Consider the following 15,807-nt stretch of genomic DNA (forward strand, 5'->3'; position numbering starts at 1 on the left):
CGGCCTTCGCGACACCTGCTTCTGTGTTTGTTTGCGTAACCAGTGAGTTTTGCGTCATGCCCAAGTGCGTCTTGATCGTCGACGACGATCCTACTCATCGCCGAACTCTTGAAGAGACTACGCGCCGGTTCGGCTACGAGGTTCGGTCGGCCGACAGCGGCGACGCCGCGCTCGCAGCGCTGCAGGCCGGAAACGCCGGAGAGATTGCCCTCGTTCTTCTTGACCTCGTGATGCCCGGCACCGACGGCATGGCCGTTCTCGCCGCTATGCGCTCTCTCTCCAAGAGACCGCCGGTTATCGTGCAAACCGCCAACGGCAGCATTGACGCCGCCATTGGCGCCATGCGGGCGGGGGCCGTTGATTTCGTCGTCAAGCCGGTCAGCCCGGAACGACTGGAAGTCTCGATCAAGAACGCGCTTAGAATTGAAGCGCTTGCAGGTGAGATCAGCCGCATGAAGGCGACCGCTAAGGGCAAGCTTGGCTTCTCCGATCTGATCACCGCCAGCGATACGATGGAACGCGTCATCGAGATCGGTCAGCGCGCAGCCTCGTCGAATATCCCTGTCCTTATCGAAGGCGAGTCCGGAACCGGAAAAGAACTTATTGCTCGGGCCATCCAAGGAGAAAGTGCCCGAAAGGCCAAGCCCTTCGTGACGGTGAACTGCGGTGCTATCCCTGCGAATCTCGTGGAGAGCATACTTTTCGGCCACGAGCGCGGCTCATTCACCGGCGCAACTGAAAAGCGCGTCGGCAAATTTGTTGAAGCAGACGGTGGAACGTTGTTTCTCGACGAGATCGGTGAATTGCCGCTCGATGCACAGGTTAAACTGCTTCGTGCCTTGCAGGACGGCGAGATTGATCCTGTCGGTGGCAAACAACCGGTGAAGGTCGATATCCGGCTGATCTCCGCCACGAACCAAGATCTTATCAAGCTAGTGCAACAAGGCCGCTTTCGCGAAGATCTGTACTACCGCCTAAACGTCTTCCCGATTTGGGTTCCACCCTTACGCGAGCGGCTTGCCGATATTCTAGAGCTTGTCCGCTACTTCGCCGCGCGCTTCGCTGCGGAAGAAGGCAAACGCATCGATGGAGTTGAGGCGGATGCCGAAGCGATGCTCAAGCGCTATAGCTGGCCGGGCAATATCCGCCAGCTCGAGAACACCGTGTTCCGCGCCGTTGTGCTCGCCGACCGACAGACACTGACGGTCAGTGAATTCCCGCAGATCGCTGCGCATGTCGACGGATACGCGGTGACCGTGCCGCCCGCGCCGGCGCCGAAGGATCCCATGCCCCAAATCGATGGACCGGTCATGCTCGGCCAGTCCCCCGACACGCCCAAGACAATTAGCCTCGCGACACGTTCGGGCAAAGACTCCGTCGGCATCCCTGCCCTCAGTGCCAATGGCGATATTCGATCGCTAGAAGCTGTGGAAGCGGACATGATCAGGCTGGCGTTTGGACGCTATCGCGGCCGGATGACGGAGATTGCCAAGAGACTTGGCATCGGTCGGTCCACGCTCTACCGAAAAATGCGTGAGATTGGGCTCGAAGCGCGACCGAACTAGCTGAGCGCCCGGCGCAGCGAAAGCTCTTGCCGCCTCTACTGACGGCAAGGCGCACCTGAGCCGTGCCGCATCACAAGCACTCTGGGGTTAGCCCGCAGCGGACTGCGTGACCTCCAGCCGCCAAATAGTGCCGTCGTTCCCCTACGGTTAACGGAGCTCGTCGCATCTGCTTCGCGACGCCGTGCGCTCGCGAGCACGCAAGCCACTGAGAGCACTCGCCTTTCGCTGGTTAGAAATGGTTAACTACGCTCCGAAGAGCGCGTGGGCGGTTAAGGGCTTTGCCTTGTTTTTCGCCCATTCTATCTCGATACTGTTGCTTATTGGTCGCACTGGGGAACCGCGACCGTGGCACAGAATGGCCGCAAAGGCTTGGTGTCATTGGGTAAAGTCGGCTGCAAGCGCCGACGAGGGAAGACGGAAAGACGGGGATGCGCTTTCGGGGGAGTCACTTAGGCCGCACCATGCTGCGCGCTGCAATCGCGGCGATGGGCGCTACTGGCGTCATCGGTTTGGCAACTCTTGCCCACGCCGAAGACCGAACGCTCTCCATGTACATGATCCACACCAAGGAGACGATCAACGTCACCTACAAGCGTGATGGCGTGTGGGATGAAGAAGGGCTGGAGGAGATCAACCACTTTATGCGCGATTGGCGCGTCGACGAGTCCATTAAAATGGACCGGGAGCTGATCGATCTCATCTGGACATTGCACACTCGGCTCGGCTCACAGGAACCGATCCACCTGATTTCGGCCTATCGCAGCAAGAGAACGAACGATCGGCTCCGCCGCGCCGGTGGCGGCCAGGCACGGCGCAGCCAGCATACGCTAGGTAAGGCCGCCGACATTCATTTCCCGGACGTTCCGGTCAAGAAACTACGTGCCTCCGCCTTAATCCAAGAGATTGGCGGCGTGGGGTACTACCCGCGGTCGGGCATCCCGTTCGTGCATGTCGATGTCGGCAATGTGCGCACTTGGCCGCGCATGCCAAGGCTCGAACTCGCAGCACTATTCCCAGAAGGGAAGACAGCGTATGTGCCAAGCGACGGACGGCGCATCACCAAGAAAGACTATGAGCGCGCCGAAGCCAAAGGCATGGTTGACCATGTCCTGATCGCTCAGGCGCAAGGCATCGCACCGACTATGGTTGCTAGCCTGACACCACCGCCTACGCCAAACCCGGTTCGGGCGATTGCACAGCTTCCAGAACCGCCCGCCGTAATGCCGGTGGTCGCGTCCGCCGCTGATACTGAGTTCAAGCCAATGGCGCTCGCACCTGCCAATGCCGAAATACCGGAGCCGGAGAAGCCATCTGACCGCTTCGCGCTCGCTAGCCTCGGGGGGTCCCTCGCCTGGGCCCGTGAGACACTCCGGCCGACGCGGACTGCAGCGCCCAGCCAGCCTCAAGGTTCGCCGCAAGTCGAAGCCCTCGCCTCACCCGAAGCCCAGACGCCTGCTTACCAAAAAGCGAAGCCAGTCAATGCGCCCGCATTCGACGAGGAGCATCCCGACGAGTTGACCTACGTGCCTGTTGAGACCGCCAAGCTGATGTCGATTCCGTCGATCGCTCATGACCGTGAGATTGCGAGCTTGTCGGCACCTGAGCAGGGCAATGTCGACTATATGTTCCGTGACATGGATGGGCCGGCACACTTCACGCTTCGCCCGACGTCTGATTATCTCGGCCTAGCCAGCATTCAGACGTTGACAGGTCCTGCGGTGCCACGTGTCTATGCCAGCACGCGCAAGAAGGGGCCTGTGCAGCTGGCCAGCGCCAACTAGGGCATATCATCTCAGACATCTATTTGGCTGACAGCCGGTTGGTAGGCCGCAGACTCGATCAAGCGGCTTCCGACGCTTCTACATCCATACCAAGCGCGTGGAGATAGGTCGCGAGGACCATTTCTTCCTCCCGGCGCTTGTTGTCGTCCTGTTTTCTCAGGCTGATGAGCTTGCGAAGCGCCTTGACGTCGAATCCGTTGCCTTTGGCCTCTGCATAGACCTCTTTTAGATCCGCAGAGAGCGCTGCCTTCTCTTCCTCCAGCCGCTCGATACGCGATACGAAGGCACGAAGCTGATCTTTAGCGGATGTCTGAAGCTGCACGTTGATTTCCTCGAGGCGATTGTGATGGTTTAATGAAGACGCGAGCTTGGGGCCGAATCGGAACGAGCGGCAAGGCGCAAGACCCAGCTTTTCCCGCTTATCCAAAGCCCCAGGAAGGGTCTCATCATGGCCCGCCGATGAAGGCCCGCTCTTACAAGGGGAGATCTCCTCGTTTCTCAAGCGAGATAGGGCGAGCTCGGCTGGTGCGGCTACGAGCGATCGGTTTGGAACTTTGCTTTCCACTCGTCGTAGGGCATGCCGTAGACGATTCTTCGAGCCTCGTCCTTGCTGAGCGTGATGTTTCGCTCATCGGCCGCTTCTAAATACCAACGAGACAGACAGTTCCGGCAAAAGCCGGCAAGTTCCATGAGATCGATGTTTTGGACATCGGTCCGCTCTTGCAAATGCTCTACGAGGTGCCGGAACGCCGCAGCCTCGAGTTCTGTCTTTGTCTTTTCGTCCATCGCACACCTGCTTCTCAACTGCTCACATGGGATCCGTGATTCTCGATCCGATGCAATCCGTCCACCGACTGGAGCACGTCGGAAACGACGCGCGCAAGGTGCGCCGCCCATTCTGTTTGGCCTTCCTTCCCCAGGATCAAGTCCTGACGGACCTCGATCAACGCGTGTGCGAGACCGCGAGACGTGGCATGTCGGTAAAGCGTGTCACCCTTGAGCTGACCCGAATAGGGCACGTTGTCGCCAATGACCGCATCTGGGATCGTGGCGAGCTTCTCCAGTAGAGGCTTGGGAGCGCGAGGGTCTTTGTCCCAAAGAACAGACGCATGCCAGGGCCTCGGATGCCCTTTCCAAGCTTGAGTGAAACTGTGGATCGACAAGATCACCGGCGGCTTGCCCGCGTCGATTGCCGTGTCGATTGCCCTGCGAACGGCCGCGTCGTAAGGACGGTAGAAGCGATCGAGACGTTCCTCCCGCTGTTCGACGCTGAGCCTGACATTGCCGGGAATTACGAGCCCGTCGGCGACCTCCATAATGAGCGTCGGATCATCAAGGCCGCGATTTGGGTCGATGAGAAGTCGCGAGAACTGGCTGATGACTGCAGGTGCGCCCAACATTTCGGCAAGGGACTGGGTCACGCCCTCGGCGCCGAGATCGAATGCAATATGCCGGTGCAGATCCTCCGATCGCATGCCAAGTGTATGGAAATCCTCGGGAACCCGGTTCTGCGCATGATCGCAAAGGAGCAAAAGGCCGAGCTTTACATCCCCGTCAATGGTCCGGTATGGCTTGGTCAAATCTTCTTGTAACAAAGTATCCAGCCTAAGCTCCTCAAGCGGTGGGGCCCGACAACACGACAATCGGACCGCGACACATTTACCTCAAAGTTGGGCGGTGTTTTATAGACATTTGCTCCGCTTTATAATCGAGCCCTGCCAGTCAGAGAAATGCAACCTATTCGACGCTACTGTTTGGAGTTGGCTATGGGCCACTTCAGACCCCGAGATTGTGATGTTTGCTTGTAACGCCTCCAGAAATGCCACGCATGTGCGGTCCACCCTACGCCGCTGGTCAACCGCCACGATAGCGGCGCTGGGCTTCACGGTGCTCGGAATCCTATTGGGGCCCGGCATTTCACCTGCGAACGCCGATCTGAAGCTGTGCAACACGACCGCCAGCCGCGTTGGTGTCGCGATTGGCTATAAGGACACCGAGGGCTGGGCCAGCGAAGGCTGGTGGAACATTGCTTCCCACACCTGCGAAACACTTCTTAAGGGTGTACTGATAGGCCGCTACTACTATATCCACGCCGTGGATTATGACCGCGGCGGCGAATGGGCGGGCAATCTTTATATGTGTACGGACGACAAGTCGTTCACCATCCGCGGCACGGACGACTGCGAGAAGCGCGGGCACAAGCGTACGGGTTTCTTCGAAGTTGATACGGGTGAAGAGAGGGACTGGACCGTGCGCCTCACAGACCCAGAAGGCGAAGCAAAGAACCCATGAGGCGAACCCGCCGAGTCAAGATCGTTGCCACGCTCGGTCCTGCCTCCACCAGTGAAGAAACGATGCGGCGTCTGTTCGATGCAGGCGCTGATGTCTTTCGCGTAAACATGAGCCATGCGACCCACGACGGGTTGCGCGAAGTTCATGGGATTGTCCGCAAGCTTGAGTCCGAGTTTTCGCGGCCGATCGGAATCTTGGTCGATCTACAAGGACCGAAGCTGCGCATCGGTAAGATTGAGTCCGGGACGATACGCCTAACCAAGGGCGACATAGTGAGCTTCGTCCGGCGCGAAGACGTGGGCGGCTTGGGCCGCATTCATCTACCCCATCCGGAGATTTTCGAGTCCGTCGAAGCAGGACATACGATGCTGCTCGACGACGGGAAGCTCAAGCTCCATGTGGTCGAAGCGTCGGATGTGCGGATCGACGCTGAAGTGATGAATTCGGGCCTTCTCGGCAGCCGTAAGGGCATAAGCCTTCCCGATACGGTTCTGCCTTTCGGCGCTCTGACGGACAAGGACCGCGCAGACATCGAAGCCGCCAATGCCATTGGCATTCCGTGGCTCGCGCTGTCGTTTGTGCAACGTCCCGAGGATATTGAAGAAGCGCGCGAGCTGAGCCTCAATCGCACCGCCATTATGGCGAAGATCGAAAAGCCCACGGCTATTCACTACCTGAAGGACATCGTCGAGCTCGCTGACGGCATTATGGTCGCGCGCGGTGATCTCGGCGTGGAGATGCCCGTCGAAAAGGTCCCTGGGCTTCAGAAGCAAATCAGCAGGGCCGCGCGAAATGCGGGCAAGCCGGTCGTCGTCGCCACGCAGATGCTGGAGTCGATGATCTACGCGCCTGTTCCAACGCGCGCTGAAGTCTCGGATGTCGCCACCGCTGTGTTTGAAGGGGCCGACGCTGTAATGTTGTCGGCAGAGTCCGCTGTAGGCAAATACCCGATTGACGCTGTGGCGACCATGAATCGCATCGCCATCGAGGTCGAACAAGACCCCCTCCACGCTGCGATCATTCATGCACAGCGCATCGACCCCAAGGCAACCGTCTCTGACGCTATTTCAGCGGCTGCGCGTACCGTAGCGGAGACGCTCGATCTTGCCGCGATCGTCTGTTACACGGCCACGGGTTCGACGGCATTGAGGGCCGCACGCGAACGGCCGCAGCAACCGATCTTGGCTCTTACGCCGATACCAAGGACCGCTCGAAAGCTGACCATCGTTTGGGGGCAACACTGCGTGCTGGCCGACGACCCGTTCAGCCTGGACGACATGGTGGCTAAGGCCTGTCGCATCGCCTACCAGGAAGGATTCGCCAAAGCGGGAGAGCAAGTGATCGTGACTGCTGGCGTGCCGCTCGGAAAATCCGGTTCTACAAACCTGCTACGCATCGCCGAGGTCGATCCAAGCGAGGACGTCGACCTCCCTTAGGCATTGGCGGATCGCTTTAAATCGCGATTGGTCGGCTAGATGTCCTGGCCTTCGACTTCACGTGAGAGCGCATCGGCGCCGGCCTTGGCATCCTCCATGTAAGGATTGACCTCCAATGCTTGCCGGTAGGCTTTCAATGCCTCTTTCTTTGCGCCAAGCTGCTCAAGCACAAGACCGAGATCAGTGATCGCACGGTAGTGCTTGGCATCCACATTCAGTGCACGACGTAGGTCGATCAGCGCCCGCTCTGGTTTGCCGGCAAGTACATTGACTTTGGCCCGTAAGTACCAAACCTCAGCCTCGTCCGGCGCGATATCGACAACGGCATCGAGGACGGCAAGCGATAGATCGATATCGGCCTCGTTTGCGAATTGCGTCGCCCGGCTCATGAGTAGGTCAACCGTGTCGCTGCCCGACATCGCCCATAGCTGCTCGATCGCCTCAGTGATTGGCGCTGCCTCGTTGGGGCTTTTGGCTTGCGAAAGGCGATCGTAGAGCCCCTCGAGTAATTCGGCACGCTCTGCAGGATCGAATGAGGGCGGCATTTCACCGGCGAATTCCTCCTCGCCTGTCCCAGGCGCATCGCCGAAAGCCCAGCCGGGCCCGCGATCTGGCGTATCGCCAAGCTCGCCATTCTCAAGTCCGTCGAGATCGAGGCCTTCAAGCTCGGGATCCTGAGTCGGAGGAAGTTCTTCCCTCGGTGGAGCCGCGGGCTCTTCCCCGAGGTTCTCGAAGAATTGAGCGAGCACCGTTGGCATCCCGGCAAGAGCAGGCGCTGGCGCCATCAACGCCGCGCCCAACACTAACAAACCAATTCTGCGATGGAGTTTCATGCCCAAAACCGTACGAGGCCCAAGAGGGCCCCGTCAAAGCTTTTCCGCGACAATACGCACCCTCTTAAGAACAAGGGGCACGGACAAACGCCGCCAGGTCTTAGCCCTGGCGCGCCTTGAAGCGGCGATTGGTCTTGTTGATCACATAAAGCCGGCCACGGCGGCGAACGACCCGGTTATCCCGATGGCGTTTCACCAGCGCTTTCAGCGAGTTCTTGATTTTCATCTCACGCCATCCATTACGGCTCATAAATAACAAGGCGGCCCTTGTGCAAAGGCCGCCCGCGAAGTTGGCGGACCATAAAAAGCCGAAAACAGTCTGTCAACACGAGCCGCGGGCGAGAACTCCTCCTCGGACGGCTTGACGCCATGATGGCCAAGCCATACACTTAACCTAATGGTTAAGTGTTCTGAAGAAGACCTCGATCGCACGTTTGCGGCCCTCGCGGATCCGACGAGGCGTGCCTTGCTTGCCCGCCTCGAGACGGAAACCGAAGGCATGCCCGTAAGCGCATTGGCCAGTCCCTTCTCAATGTCGCTCCCGGGCATACTCAAGCATCTCAAAGTTCTTTCCGATGCTGGCCTCGTCAGCCGCTCCAAGCAGGGCCGCACGGTTACCTGCCGGCTCAATGCTGCGCCCATGGCGGAAGCCATGGACTGGCTCGATCGCTATCAACATTTCTGGACCGAACGGCTCGACAGTCTCGCAACCTTTGTGGAGGAAGACCAATGTCCGCCCACGCGACCCTCGCAACCAAACCAAGCCTCTCCCTCAAGCGGCGATTCAATGCCGCGCCGGAAAGGGTCTACGCCGCTTGGACGGACTCCACGCAGATAGCGCGGTGGTTTGGTCCACCGTCTATTGACTACGTCGAAGCCCACGCGGACCCGCGCGAAGGCGGACGCTATCGCATCTTTATGCGCGACAAGGACGGAGAAGAACATGACGTGAGCGGGGTGTATCGGAAGGTCGTCCCAAACCAGGAGCTCGTCTTTACGTGGGCATGGCGATCTACGCCCGAACGCGAGTCGCTCGTGACGATCCTGATCAAACCGGATGGCGACGGGACCTTGTTTACCCTGACTCACGAGCAGTTCTTTGACGAGACAGCGCGGGACAATCACAACAAGGGATGGACCGCCTGCCTGGACGCGCTCGCCGACCATGTTGCCGCGTAGAACACAGGAGCTCGCGATGAAGCTGAATCCCTATTTGAACTTCGACGGAACGTGCCAAGACGCGATGGAGACTTACGCCAAAATTCTCGGTGGCTAGATCCTCACGTTGATGCGCTTTGACGAAATGCCGGGCGACCAGGGTTTTCCGCCCGAAATGGCGAAGAAGATCGCGCATGCGCGGCTCAAGATCGGCGAGTCCATACTGATGGCGTCACATGCGCAGGGGCCCTACGCCCCCATGCAAGGCACCTCGATCACGCTCAACATTCCAGAGCCGGAGAAGGCGGAGGCCGCCTACAACGCGTTGCTCCAAGGCGGAAACTCATTGATGCCACTCGAGGAAACGTTCTGGGCGCACAAATTTGGCATGCTTACCGATCGCTTCGGCACACGTTGGATGGTCAATTGCGAGAAACCCGGCGACTGGTCGTAGCGCTTGCACCCAACGGGTGCTGACAGCGGCGCGCCCATTCGGCATAGTGGGTGGTCCCACTCTTAGCGCGGATCGAGGCCATGACCGCGGCGGCAGCACCCGAAAAAGAGCCTGACGATGCGAACGCGAAACCCGAGCCTCAGATGGACCATGACTGGCTGCATCGGCTGATCGGCGACTGGAGCTTCGAAGGCGAGTGCATCATGGACACGAGTGAGCCCCCGACGAAGAGCACAGGCGACGCGAAGGTTCGGTCGCTTAACGGTTTGTGGATTCTCTGCGAGGGCACGGGCGATGCGCCGGACGGCGTACCGGTGAACAGCGTAATCACGCTGGGCTACGATCCTCAGAAGGCACCGTTTGTCGGCAGCTTCGTCGCCAGCTGCATGACAAACCATTGGATTTATGAGGGTACGCTGTACGAGGTTGGGAAAGTATTGACGCTCGATACGGAAGGGCCAGGCTTTTCGGACGAGGGATCCTTGGCCCCGTACCAGGATCTGATCGAAATCGAGAGCGACGAACACTGGACGCTAAAGTCGCGTATGCGTGGCGAGGACGGTCAGTAGTTTCAGTTCGTGACGGCTCATTACCGTCGCAAAGCTTAATTCTAACGCCGGCGTTCGCGCGCCCGGTCCGGTTCGCCTCCAAGGATACCGAGGCCAAGCGGTCCGCGGGACCGGCGTTCCGTCTCGCGCCCTCTCACGCCACGTTGTTCACTCGCGCGTGTGTGGATTACGTGGCACGGCCGGTGGCGGACTTCGCCCATCTTCGGCTGAATAATATGATCAAGCGCGTTAAATGGAAACGCAATCGAGCCGGCGAGCGCGTTCAGCACGGGCGCGCCTTCTAGATGCAATTTAGGATGATCGAGGTTGCCCTGAATCGCGAAAGGCTGCGTGACCTTAATTAGTTCCCGCCGCAAAGGCTGAGGCTTGAAGCGCATATCGATCGTCTGCCGCCGCAGATTCACATACCCTACGCCTACGATCTGCACCTCGCGTGTCTCGAAGACGAGGCCGTGGGTGGTTCCCCGCCCCTCTCGGAACGCAAACGGCGCAACCACGCACACCAACTCGGCACCCCCGCCCTGCCCGCGCGACAGAAGCCAAGCAGGCAGGCTCATGCCCGTTAAATTGATGAGATCCGTTCCGACCCAACCATCGCGTAACGATGACGTCACAGAACCGTTCAACGTGCGCGGAATCTCCGCCACGCTATCGCCCGATCCCGACAAGTCATAGTCCACATTAAGCGTTCCGCGGACGGGCAAGCTCTCCTTCATCTCCCTAAGGATCGTGCCGATCCGGAGTCGATCGACGCGTCCCTTAAGCGCGAAGCTGGTCGGCTTCTTACGCGTGTCGATCTTCCCCGACGCGGTGGCACGCCCACCGAGATAGGTGAGTGATAGTGGTTCGAGCCCGATCAAACCCGCCAGATAGGTTACACGCCCCTTGATGTGGCTGGCGTCCGTCCCTCCCCCGGCGATTCTTGCAACATCGATCTCCAAGTCGACGGGGAGGTCGTCCCACATGTCTCTGTAATCGACGACATCCAGATCTTTCTCGTTGACGTTCTTCAAATAAGTCGTGGCGACCGCATGCAGCTTCTTCATATCGGACAAGTGCAACAACGGAGACGAGAGGCTCCCCGACAAAGACGGTTTTCCGTCCGAAACCGCACCGCTGAGAGCGCCCTTGATTGTTGTCTCGCCAGCCAAGGCGGTCCCCGCCAAGTCAATTCTGTTCGTGCCGCCCGATACGGTGCCGTCAAACTTAACCTGTCCGACATCGCTCACATTGGAGCCGAGCGCCTTGGCCAGCGCCTCGAAATCCGGAACGTCGAGCTTAGTAGAGAGCTTGAAGTCGTCTCCGGTTTTCACATCGTCAAAGGAGAGATCAAGTGAGAGCGCCAATAGCTTGCTATCCGTCACTTTCGCCGAGAGCATTTCCAAGCCGAGCGAGCCATCGGTATCGGATACGGCAAAGTCTCCTGTGAAGCGGCCGAGTCCCTGGACTTCCTTCTTGACTGTGAGATCGAGAAACTCCGTCGTCGGAATATCGACGACGCCCTTCAAGTCGATACCCTTGAAGTCGATAATGTCCTTAATGTCTCCGGTAATGCGGAGCCCTGGACGCGACGAGTCGCCTGCCAAGATCAATACGTCGTAAATCCCGAGCCGGCCCTCCTTGTCCTTGAATAAGCGCTCTGCCGTGATCGGACCCAAGGTACTCAATGTCGTGTCGAGCGCAGTCGTATCGATGGTGAAGTCACGCACCAAGACGCCGTCGCTAGAGCCCCTCAGCTTTCCGGAAAACCCTGTGATCGCGATCCGCAGGAAAGGCCAAACTTCGCTGTCGGGATTCTCCTGCGGCTTGAGCTTGCCGTCGAACGCCAGCTCGAGGCCCGTTAGTGCGGAAAGATCGTCGATGCCGCCAGACACGGTGTAGACATCGCCGGACTCGAACGAGAGCTTAAGCATAAGATCGGATAGCTTGAGTGCCTCGAGTGGACCGGAGACCCGCGCGGAAAGATCGCCGGTGCCATCCAGCTGGCCCTTGATCTCATAGATCTTGAGGATGTTCTCCAGTGTTGGCGACTTCGCTTTCGCGGTGAAGTCGACCACATCACCCACCGATCCAAACGTGTAGTCGCCAGCAAATTCGGCCATTATGCCCGGATGGTCGATCGAAAAATCGAACGTCCGTTTCTTGCCAGCCACTAGTGGCTTTACGTCCCCGGCAACCTTCCAAGGTTCGTCGTTCAGGTGCCCGTTCGCATCGACTCGGATCGATCCGTCATCCTTAGCCTTGCTTACGATCGCGTCGAAGCCATACCGGAGCGTGAAGCCGCTTTCCTGATCCGTGAGGTCCAAAATCGTATCGTGGAGCTCGAAATTACTCGACACGGCCGAGTGCACGATATTCTTGACGAACGCCGCTATCGCCTCCACGCCCTGGAGTTCCGTGTTCCGACCCGGAGGAATATCAATGGCTACCTTGAGGGTGTCGACGTTTAGGCCGCTCAGGTCCACATGTCCCGTCAGCATGGGCAATAGCGGAACCTCCACGTCGATGGCCTTGATCGAAAAGTCGGTCATATCCGTCGGCAAACGGCTCTCGACGGCAACGATGTCTTGCACCGTAACTTTGGGCTCTAAGGCGAAGCCGATTTCGACAGGCCCTTTGACCTCGACCGGCACGTCGAGGGCTGCGCTAAGGAAATGCTCAGCTGCGTTGCGCCGCACCTCTTCGAACGGTCCGGCCGAGATCAGCAAGAGACCCGCCACAGGAATAGCGAGGGCAACGACGCAGATGAAGAGGATGCGGAGAATCAATCGACTAAGCGATTTGTGACGCATGACGGGGGAAATTGCCTTCGTTTAACGGCGCCGAGCGTAACCCAATGCCGTAAGTCCGGAAAGCCGGTTTGCAGACTGGCTTTCGTCAGACATCGCCGGAAGAGCGCAGTATGAAACCTTGGGACGGACGGTCCGCGTTAACACCTCGTTAACAACTGCGGGTCTAGCGTCGTAGGGCTCAAAACCGAACGGGAAGTTAACAAAAATAGGCGTTTCGGCCCGGACAGGAATGGGCTCCTGGCCGGGCCACTTTGAGCCTCAACGCCTAAATAAACCGCGCGGCGGCCGTTATGGCCACCGCGATGATGGCGGCTCCCAACACGTTCAACAGAATACCAGCGCGCATCATTTGCGGCAGGGTCACATACCCCGTCCCGAACACGAGCGTGTTGGGCGGTGTCGCGACGGGCAGCATAAAGGCTGCGGAGGCCGCGAGCGCAATCGGCATGACAAACAGAAACGGCGCGACATCTGTTCCCAGCGCGAGGCTACCGGCTATGGGTAAAAAGGCGGCGACGGTTGCCGTATTGCTCATGAGTTCGGTCAGCAGAACCACAAGCAGTGTTAGGCCAAAGATCAGCACCAGGAGCGGCATCGCCTCCAAGAAAGACAGGCTGTCGCCAATCCAGACCGCAAGCCCCGTTGTGTCGATGGCCTTGGCAAGGCTGAGCCCCCCACCGAACAGAATCAAGACCTCCCAAGGCACCCGGCGCACAGCAGTGCTGTCCAACAAAAAGGTCCGTTCAGACCAATTTGCAGGAATGGCAAATAGTGCAATAGCGCCGATCAGAGCGATGCCAGTATCGGAGATGTCAAAGTCAAGCCAGTCCTCCACCAAGGGCGAGAATATCCAGCAAAGAGCCACGGTCACGAACACGGCGCAGACGCGTTTTTCAGGAACCGACATTGGCCCCATCTCCCGCAGCATCCCTTGAACGAGGCTTGGGTCTACCGCACCCAGTCTGTTGGTCACGGGGAATGCAATCCGGGTCAGGACGAGATACGCGCATCCCAAAAGAAGTGCAGAGATCGGCAGCGCGAACAGCATCCACTCGGCGAACGTGATTTCGATCTGAAACACTTCCTCCAGATAGCTCGCGGCCAGCAGATTGGTGGGCGAGCCCACAAGAGACGCCATCCCGCCGATGGAAGCCGAATACGCGATGGCAAGCATCATTGCTGTGCCGAAATTTGCGGCCTCGCCATGACTCACTTTTCCGTTCGGGGTAATGACGGCGATGAGTGACATGGCGATTGGCAAGACCATGATCGTCGTAGCCGTGTTCGTGATCCACATACTCAAAAACGCGGTCGCGAGCATCTTGCCCGCGATGAGATTTAGGGGCTGATTACCGACCGCCAGGATGATGTGGAAGGCGATCCGCCGATGCAGATGCCACTTCTCAAGAGCGAGCCCGATAAGAAAGCCGCCAAGCAGCAGGAACACCACGGGGTGGGCGAACGGCGCAGCCGCGCCCCGAATGCTATCAACGCCGAGAAGCGGCAATACTGCGAGCGGCAGAAGCGCTGTTACAAAAAGCGGGACCGCCTCCGTTGACCACCAAACAGCCATCCACAACGCCAACGCGGCGACGGACCAGGCCAGTGGCGACATGCCGTCTGGCGCGGGGCTGAGCAAACAGGCAACAAACACCAAGGGGCCGATGCCAAGGCCAATCAGTTGATGCGTTTTGCGGCCCGCCCCGCTTTCATCCGGCTCAAGCATGCTTCGCGACCGCCTCTTGCTTCGAAGCCGCGAATGTATTTCCGGCCTTGGCTGAAGTCGTTAGCGCCCGCTTTGGACACGGATCATACCTGGATGTCAAATTGGAGCAGGCACGGACTTGTTGCGTGAGACCGACACTGTCGGCGCCGTCCACGGGAGATGCCATCGCCGCAGCTGTCAGCTTCGCCGTCTTGGCGGCGGCGCCTATATACGCACCGCCGCCCCAATACTTTAAGAGTTATGCCGTCTTAGGCTGTGTGGAAGAGCCGTTGCACGACGAACGGACTTCCCCGCAAGAAGCGGAGCGCCTTCGCGCCCGCAAGCACGGCAAGATCCGCCAACGGCTCCACGATGATGACCAGCAGATAAGCACCGCCGAACATCGCCAAGGATTGCAGATTTTCCGCACCGAAGCCCTGACCATAGAGCGTCCAAAATCCTACCCACGCGACGATACCCGCCTGATACGTGGCCGAGAGCGCAAGCACCTGGCTGTACTTCAAGTCCACATAGCATGTGCCGGGATCAATAATCTTCTCAGCGAGATATCGTATGCCGAACAACGGCACCAACAGCGTCGTGACATTCATGAAGTACTGCGGCAAGTCGGCCGGCGCAAAGAACAGCCCCTGACACAGAAGCCCCAAGGCCAATCCTATGGCCGCAGCTGCCGATCCGAAGAGCAGAAACAGCGTCGTACCGAAGATGAAGTGTACTTCGGAAACGCCAACCGGGTAGTGCGGTAACACTTCGAAGAAACCGAAGACGAGTGCTGTCGCGATTGCGGCGCGCGCCGCAAGCGAAACAGTGCCATGCTCCTTGACGTCTTCCCAAGCAAGCTTAAAGCCGCAGGCGCCGGCGCCCGCGGCAGTGGCAACGCTCAACCAAATCTTACCCTCGGCCACAAGGCCAGGTTCAATATGCATTGTATCCCTCCGTTGCCGTCTCACCCGACGGCGCTTGGGTTGGCCCGTTTGCCAATTGGCCGGTCTCCTGGCTCGCGGATCACTGCCGGCTTTCGTCTTCCCAACCTGTGCCTAATGGCTTGAGGGTCAGTGACGTCAGTGAAAGACGGCTCACCGCATACAGTCGCGGGGGCGGCTAGGTTTCGGGGCTGGTTGGGCCCTACCTATTCCCGTTTCATCCGGACGCGCGATTGCGCCCAAACACCAAAGGCGTTCCGACTCTCGGACGACTCGAG

16 protein-coding genes and 1 riboswitch are annotated in these 15,807 nt (G+C 58.9%); of the genes, 8 read left to right on the plus strand and 8 right to left on the minus strand.

The annotated features are described in order from the left end of the window. Positions 1 to 56 precede the first annotated feature (56 nt). Positions 57 to 1,565 carry a sigma-54-dependent transcriptional regulator gene (locus AC33YF_RS01810; protein ID WP_491775481.1) on the plus strand — a complete coding sequence of 503 codons (1,509 nt, stop codon included), beginning with the start codon at positions 57 to 59 and terminating at the stop codon, positions 1,563 to 1,565. A 428-nt stretch (positions 1,566 to 1,993) separates the two neighbouring features. Then, positions 1,994 to 3,346, plus strand: coding sequence for a peptidoglycan L,D-endopeptidase MepK (locus AC33YF_RS01815; RefSeq protein WP_491775482.1), 1,353 nt, complete (start codon positions 1,994 to 1,996; stop codon positions 3,344 to 3,346). Positions 3,347 to 3,404: 58 nt separating this feature from the next. Here the strand turns inward: AC33YF_RS01815 and AC33YF_RS01820 are convergent, their stop codons facing one another. The 3 genes from AC33YF_RS01820 to AC33YF_RS01830 form a co-directional block, all read right to left on the minus strand. Next, the gene (locus AC33YF_RS01820) at positions 3,405 to 3,668 is read right to left on the minus strand and encodes a DUF2312 domain-containing protein (RefSeq protein WP_491775483.1); all 264 of its coding nucleotides are present in this window, start codon (positions 3,666 to 3,668) and stop codon (positions 3,405 to 3,407) included. 209 nt (positions 3,669 to 3,877) lie between these two features. Beyond that, positions 3,878 to 4,132, minus strand: a complete 255-nt coding sequence (locus AC33YF_RS01825) for a DUF1244 domain-containing protein (protein ID WP_491775484.1) — start codon at positions 4,130 to 4,132, stop codon at positions 3,878 to 3,880. A 14-nt stretch (positions 4,133 to 4,146) separates the two neighbouring features. After that, complete coding sequence (locus tag AC33YF_RS01830; protein WP_491775485.1) at positions 4,147 to 4,926, minus strand: N-formylglutamate amidohydrolase; 780 nt, start codon at positions 4,924 to 4,926, stop codon at positions 4,147 to 4,149. 214 nt (positions 4,927 to 5,140) lie between these two features. Between AC33YF_RS01830 and AC33YF_RS01835 the strand changes: the two genes are divergently transcribed. Both AC33YF_RS01835 and pyk read left to right on the plus strand, forming a co-directional pair. Beyond that, positions 5,141 to 5,638 (plus strand): DUF1036 domain-containing protein, encoded by a 498-nt coding sequence (locus tag AC33YF_RS01835; RefSeq protein WP_491775546.1) that lies wholly within the window; start codon positions 5,141 to 5,143, stop codon positions 5,636 to 5,638. After that, complete coding sequence (pyk, locus tag AC33YF_RS01840) at positions 5,635 to 7,074, plus strand: pyruvate kinase (protein ID WP_491775486.1); 1,440 nt, start codon at positions 5,635 to 5,637, stop codon at positions 7,072 to 7,074. The genes AC33YF_RS01835 and pyk overlap by 4 nt, the downstream gene beginning before the upstream one ends. Before the next feature lie 35 nt (positions 7,075 to 7,109). Here the strand turns inward: pyk and AC33YF_RS01845 are convergent, their stop codons facing one another. Continuing rightward, positions 7,110 to 7,859: a tetratricopeptide repeat protein gene (locus AC33YF_RS01845; protein ID WP_491775487.1), complete on the minus strand. Its 750-nt coding sequence runs from the start codon at positions 7,857 to 7,859 to the stop codon at positions 7,110 to 7,112. A gap of 148 nt (positions 7,860 to 8,007) precedes the next feature. Then, positions 8,008 to 8,133 carry a type B 50S ribosomal protein L36 gene (gene ykgO, locus AC33YF_RS01850; RefSeq protein WP_045368701.1) on the minus strand — a complete coding sequence of 42 codons (126 nt, stop codon included), beginning with the start codon at positions 8,131 to 8,133 and terminating at the stop codon, positions 8,008 to 8,010. A 171-nt stretch (positions 8,134 to 8,304) separates the two neighbouring features. On the opposite strand from ykgO, the gene AC33YF_RS01855 reads away from it, so the two are divergent. From AC33YF_RS01855 to AC33YF_RS01870, 4 genes are all read left to right on the plus strand, one after another. Then, a complete protein-coding gene (locus tag AC33YF_RS01855; RefSeq protein WP_491775488.1) occupies positions 8,305 to 8,745 on the plus strand; it encodes an ArsR/SmtB family transcription factor in 441 nt (146 codons plus the stop codon). Then, positions 8,637 to 9,086: an SRPBCC family protein gene (locus AC33YF_RS01860; RefSeq protein ID WP_491775489.1), complete on the plus strand. Its 450-nt coding sequence runs from the start codon at positions 8,637 to 8,639 to the stop codon at positions 9,084 to 9,086. Before AC33YF_RS01855 ends, AC33YF_RS01860 begins: the two co-directional genes overlap by 109 nt. Positions 9,087 to 9,195: 109 nt before the next feature. Beyond that, positions 9,196 to 9,519, plus strand: a complete 324-nt coding sequence (locus AC33YF_RS01865; protein WP_491775490.1) for a VOC family protein — start codon at positions 9,196 to 9,198, stop codon at positions 9,517 to 9,519. A gap of 80 nt (positions 9,520 to 9,599) precedes the next feature. Next, a complete protein-coding gene (locus AC33YF_RS01870; RefSeq protein ID WP_491775491.1) occupies positions 9,600 to 10,088 on the plus strand; it encodes a DUF1579 domain-containing protein in 489 nt (162 codons plus the stop codon). 41 nt (positions 10,089 to 10,129) lie between these two features. Here AC33YF_RS01870 and AC33YF_RS01875 read toward each other — a convergent pair whose 3' ends face one another. The 3 genes from AC33YF_RS01875 to AC33YF_RS01885 form a co-directional block, all read right to left on the minus strand. Further along, a complete protein-coding gene (locus tag AC33YF_RS01875; protein ID WP_491775492.1) occupies positions 10,130 to 12,880 on the minus strand; it encodes an AsmA family protein in 2,751 nt (916 codons plus the stop codon). 265 nt (positions 12,881 to 13,145) lie between these two features. Continuing rightward, entirely contained in the window at positions 13,146 to 14,606 is a 1,461-nt protein-coding gene (locus tag AC33YF_RS01880) for an SLC13 family permease (protein ID WP_491775493.1), read from the minus strand. A gap of 248 nt (positions 14,607 to 14,854) precedes the next feature. Next, on the minus strand, positions 14,855 to 15,532 hold the full coding sequence (locus AC33YF_RS01885; protein ID WP_491775494.1) for an energy-coupling factor ABC transporter permease: 678 nt from the start codon (positions 15,530 to 15,532) through the stop codon (positions 14,855 to 14,857). A 40-nt stretch (positions 15,533 to 15,572) separates the two neighbouring features. Further along, positions 15,573 to 15,795: riboswitch (cobalamin riboswitch) on the minus strand. Positions 15,796 to 15,807 lie beyond the last annotated feature (12 nt).

This window comes from Methyloceanibacter sp. (assembly GCF_058506495.1).

Excerpts from the sequence above, each read along its gene's own strand:
- AC33YF_RS01810 (WP_491775481.1), top strand. The coding sequence starts at position 57 with ATGCCCAAGTGCGTCTTGATCGTCGACGACGATCCTACTCATCGCCGA.
- AC33YF_RS01815 (WP_491775482.1), top strand. The coding sequence starts at position 1,994 with ATGCGCTTTCGGGGGAGTCACTTAGGCCGCACCATGCTGCGCGCTGCA.
- AC33YF_RS01825 (WP_491775484.1), bottom strand. The coding sequence starts at position 4,132 with ATGGACGAAAAGACAAAGACAGAACTCGAGGCTGCGGCGTTCCGGCAC.
- AC33YF_RS01835 (WP_491775546.1), top strand. The coding sequence starts at position 5,141 with ATGTTTGCTTGTAACGCCTCCAGAAATGCCACGCATGTGCGGTCCACC.
- pyk (WP_491775486.1), top strand. The coding sequence starts at position 5,635 with ATGAGGCGAACCCGCCGAGTCAAGATCGTTGCCACGCTCGGTCCTGCC.
- AC33YF_RS01845 (WP_491775487.1), bottom strand. The coding sequence starts at position 7,859 with ATGGCGCCAGCGCCTGCTCTTGCCGGGATGCCAACGGTGCTCGCTCAA.
- ykgO (WP_045368701.1), bottom strand. The coding sequence starts at position 8,133 with ATGAAAATCAAGAACTCGCTGAAAGCGCTGGTGAAACGCCATCGGGAT.
- AC33YF_RS01855 (WP_491775488.1), top strand. The coding sequence starts at position 8,305 with ATGGTTAAGTGTTCTGAAGAAGACCTCGATCGCACGTTTGCGGCCCTC.
- AC33YF_RS01860 (WP_491775489.1), top strand. The coding sequence starts at position 8,637 with ATGTCCGCCCACGCGACCCTCGCAACCAAACCAAGCCTCTCCCTCAAG.
- AC33YF_RS01865 (WP_491775490.1), top strand. The coding sequence starts at position 9,196 with ATGCGCTTTGACGAAATGCCGGGCGACCAGGGTTTTCCGCCCGAAATG.
- AC33YF_RS01870 (WP_491775491.1), top strand. The coding sequence starts at position 9,600 with ATGACCGCGGCGGCAGCACCCGAAAAAGAGCCTGACGATGCGAACGCG.
- AC33YF_RS01875 (WP_491775492.1), bottom strand. The coding sequence starts at position 12,880 with ATGCGTCACAAATCGCTTAGTCGATTGATTCTCCGCATCCTCTTCATC.
- AC33YF_RS01880 (WP_491775493.1), bottom strand. The coding sequence starts at position 14,606 with ATGCTTGAGCCGGATGAAAGCGGGGCGGGCCGCAAAACGCATCAACTG.
- AC33YF_RS01885 (WP_491775494.1), bottom strand. The coding sequence starts at position 15,532 with ATGCATATTGAACCTGGCCTTGTGGCCGAGGGTAAGATTTGGTTGAGC.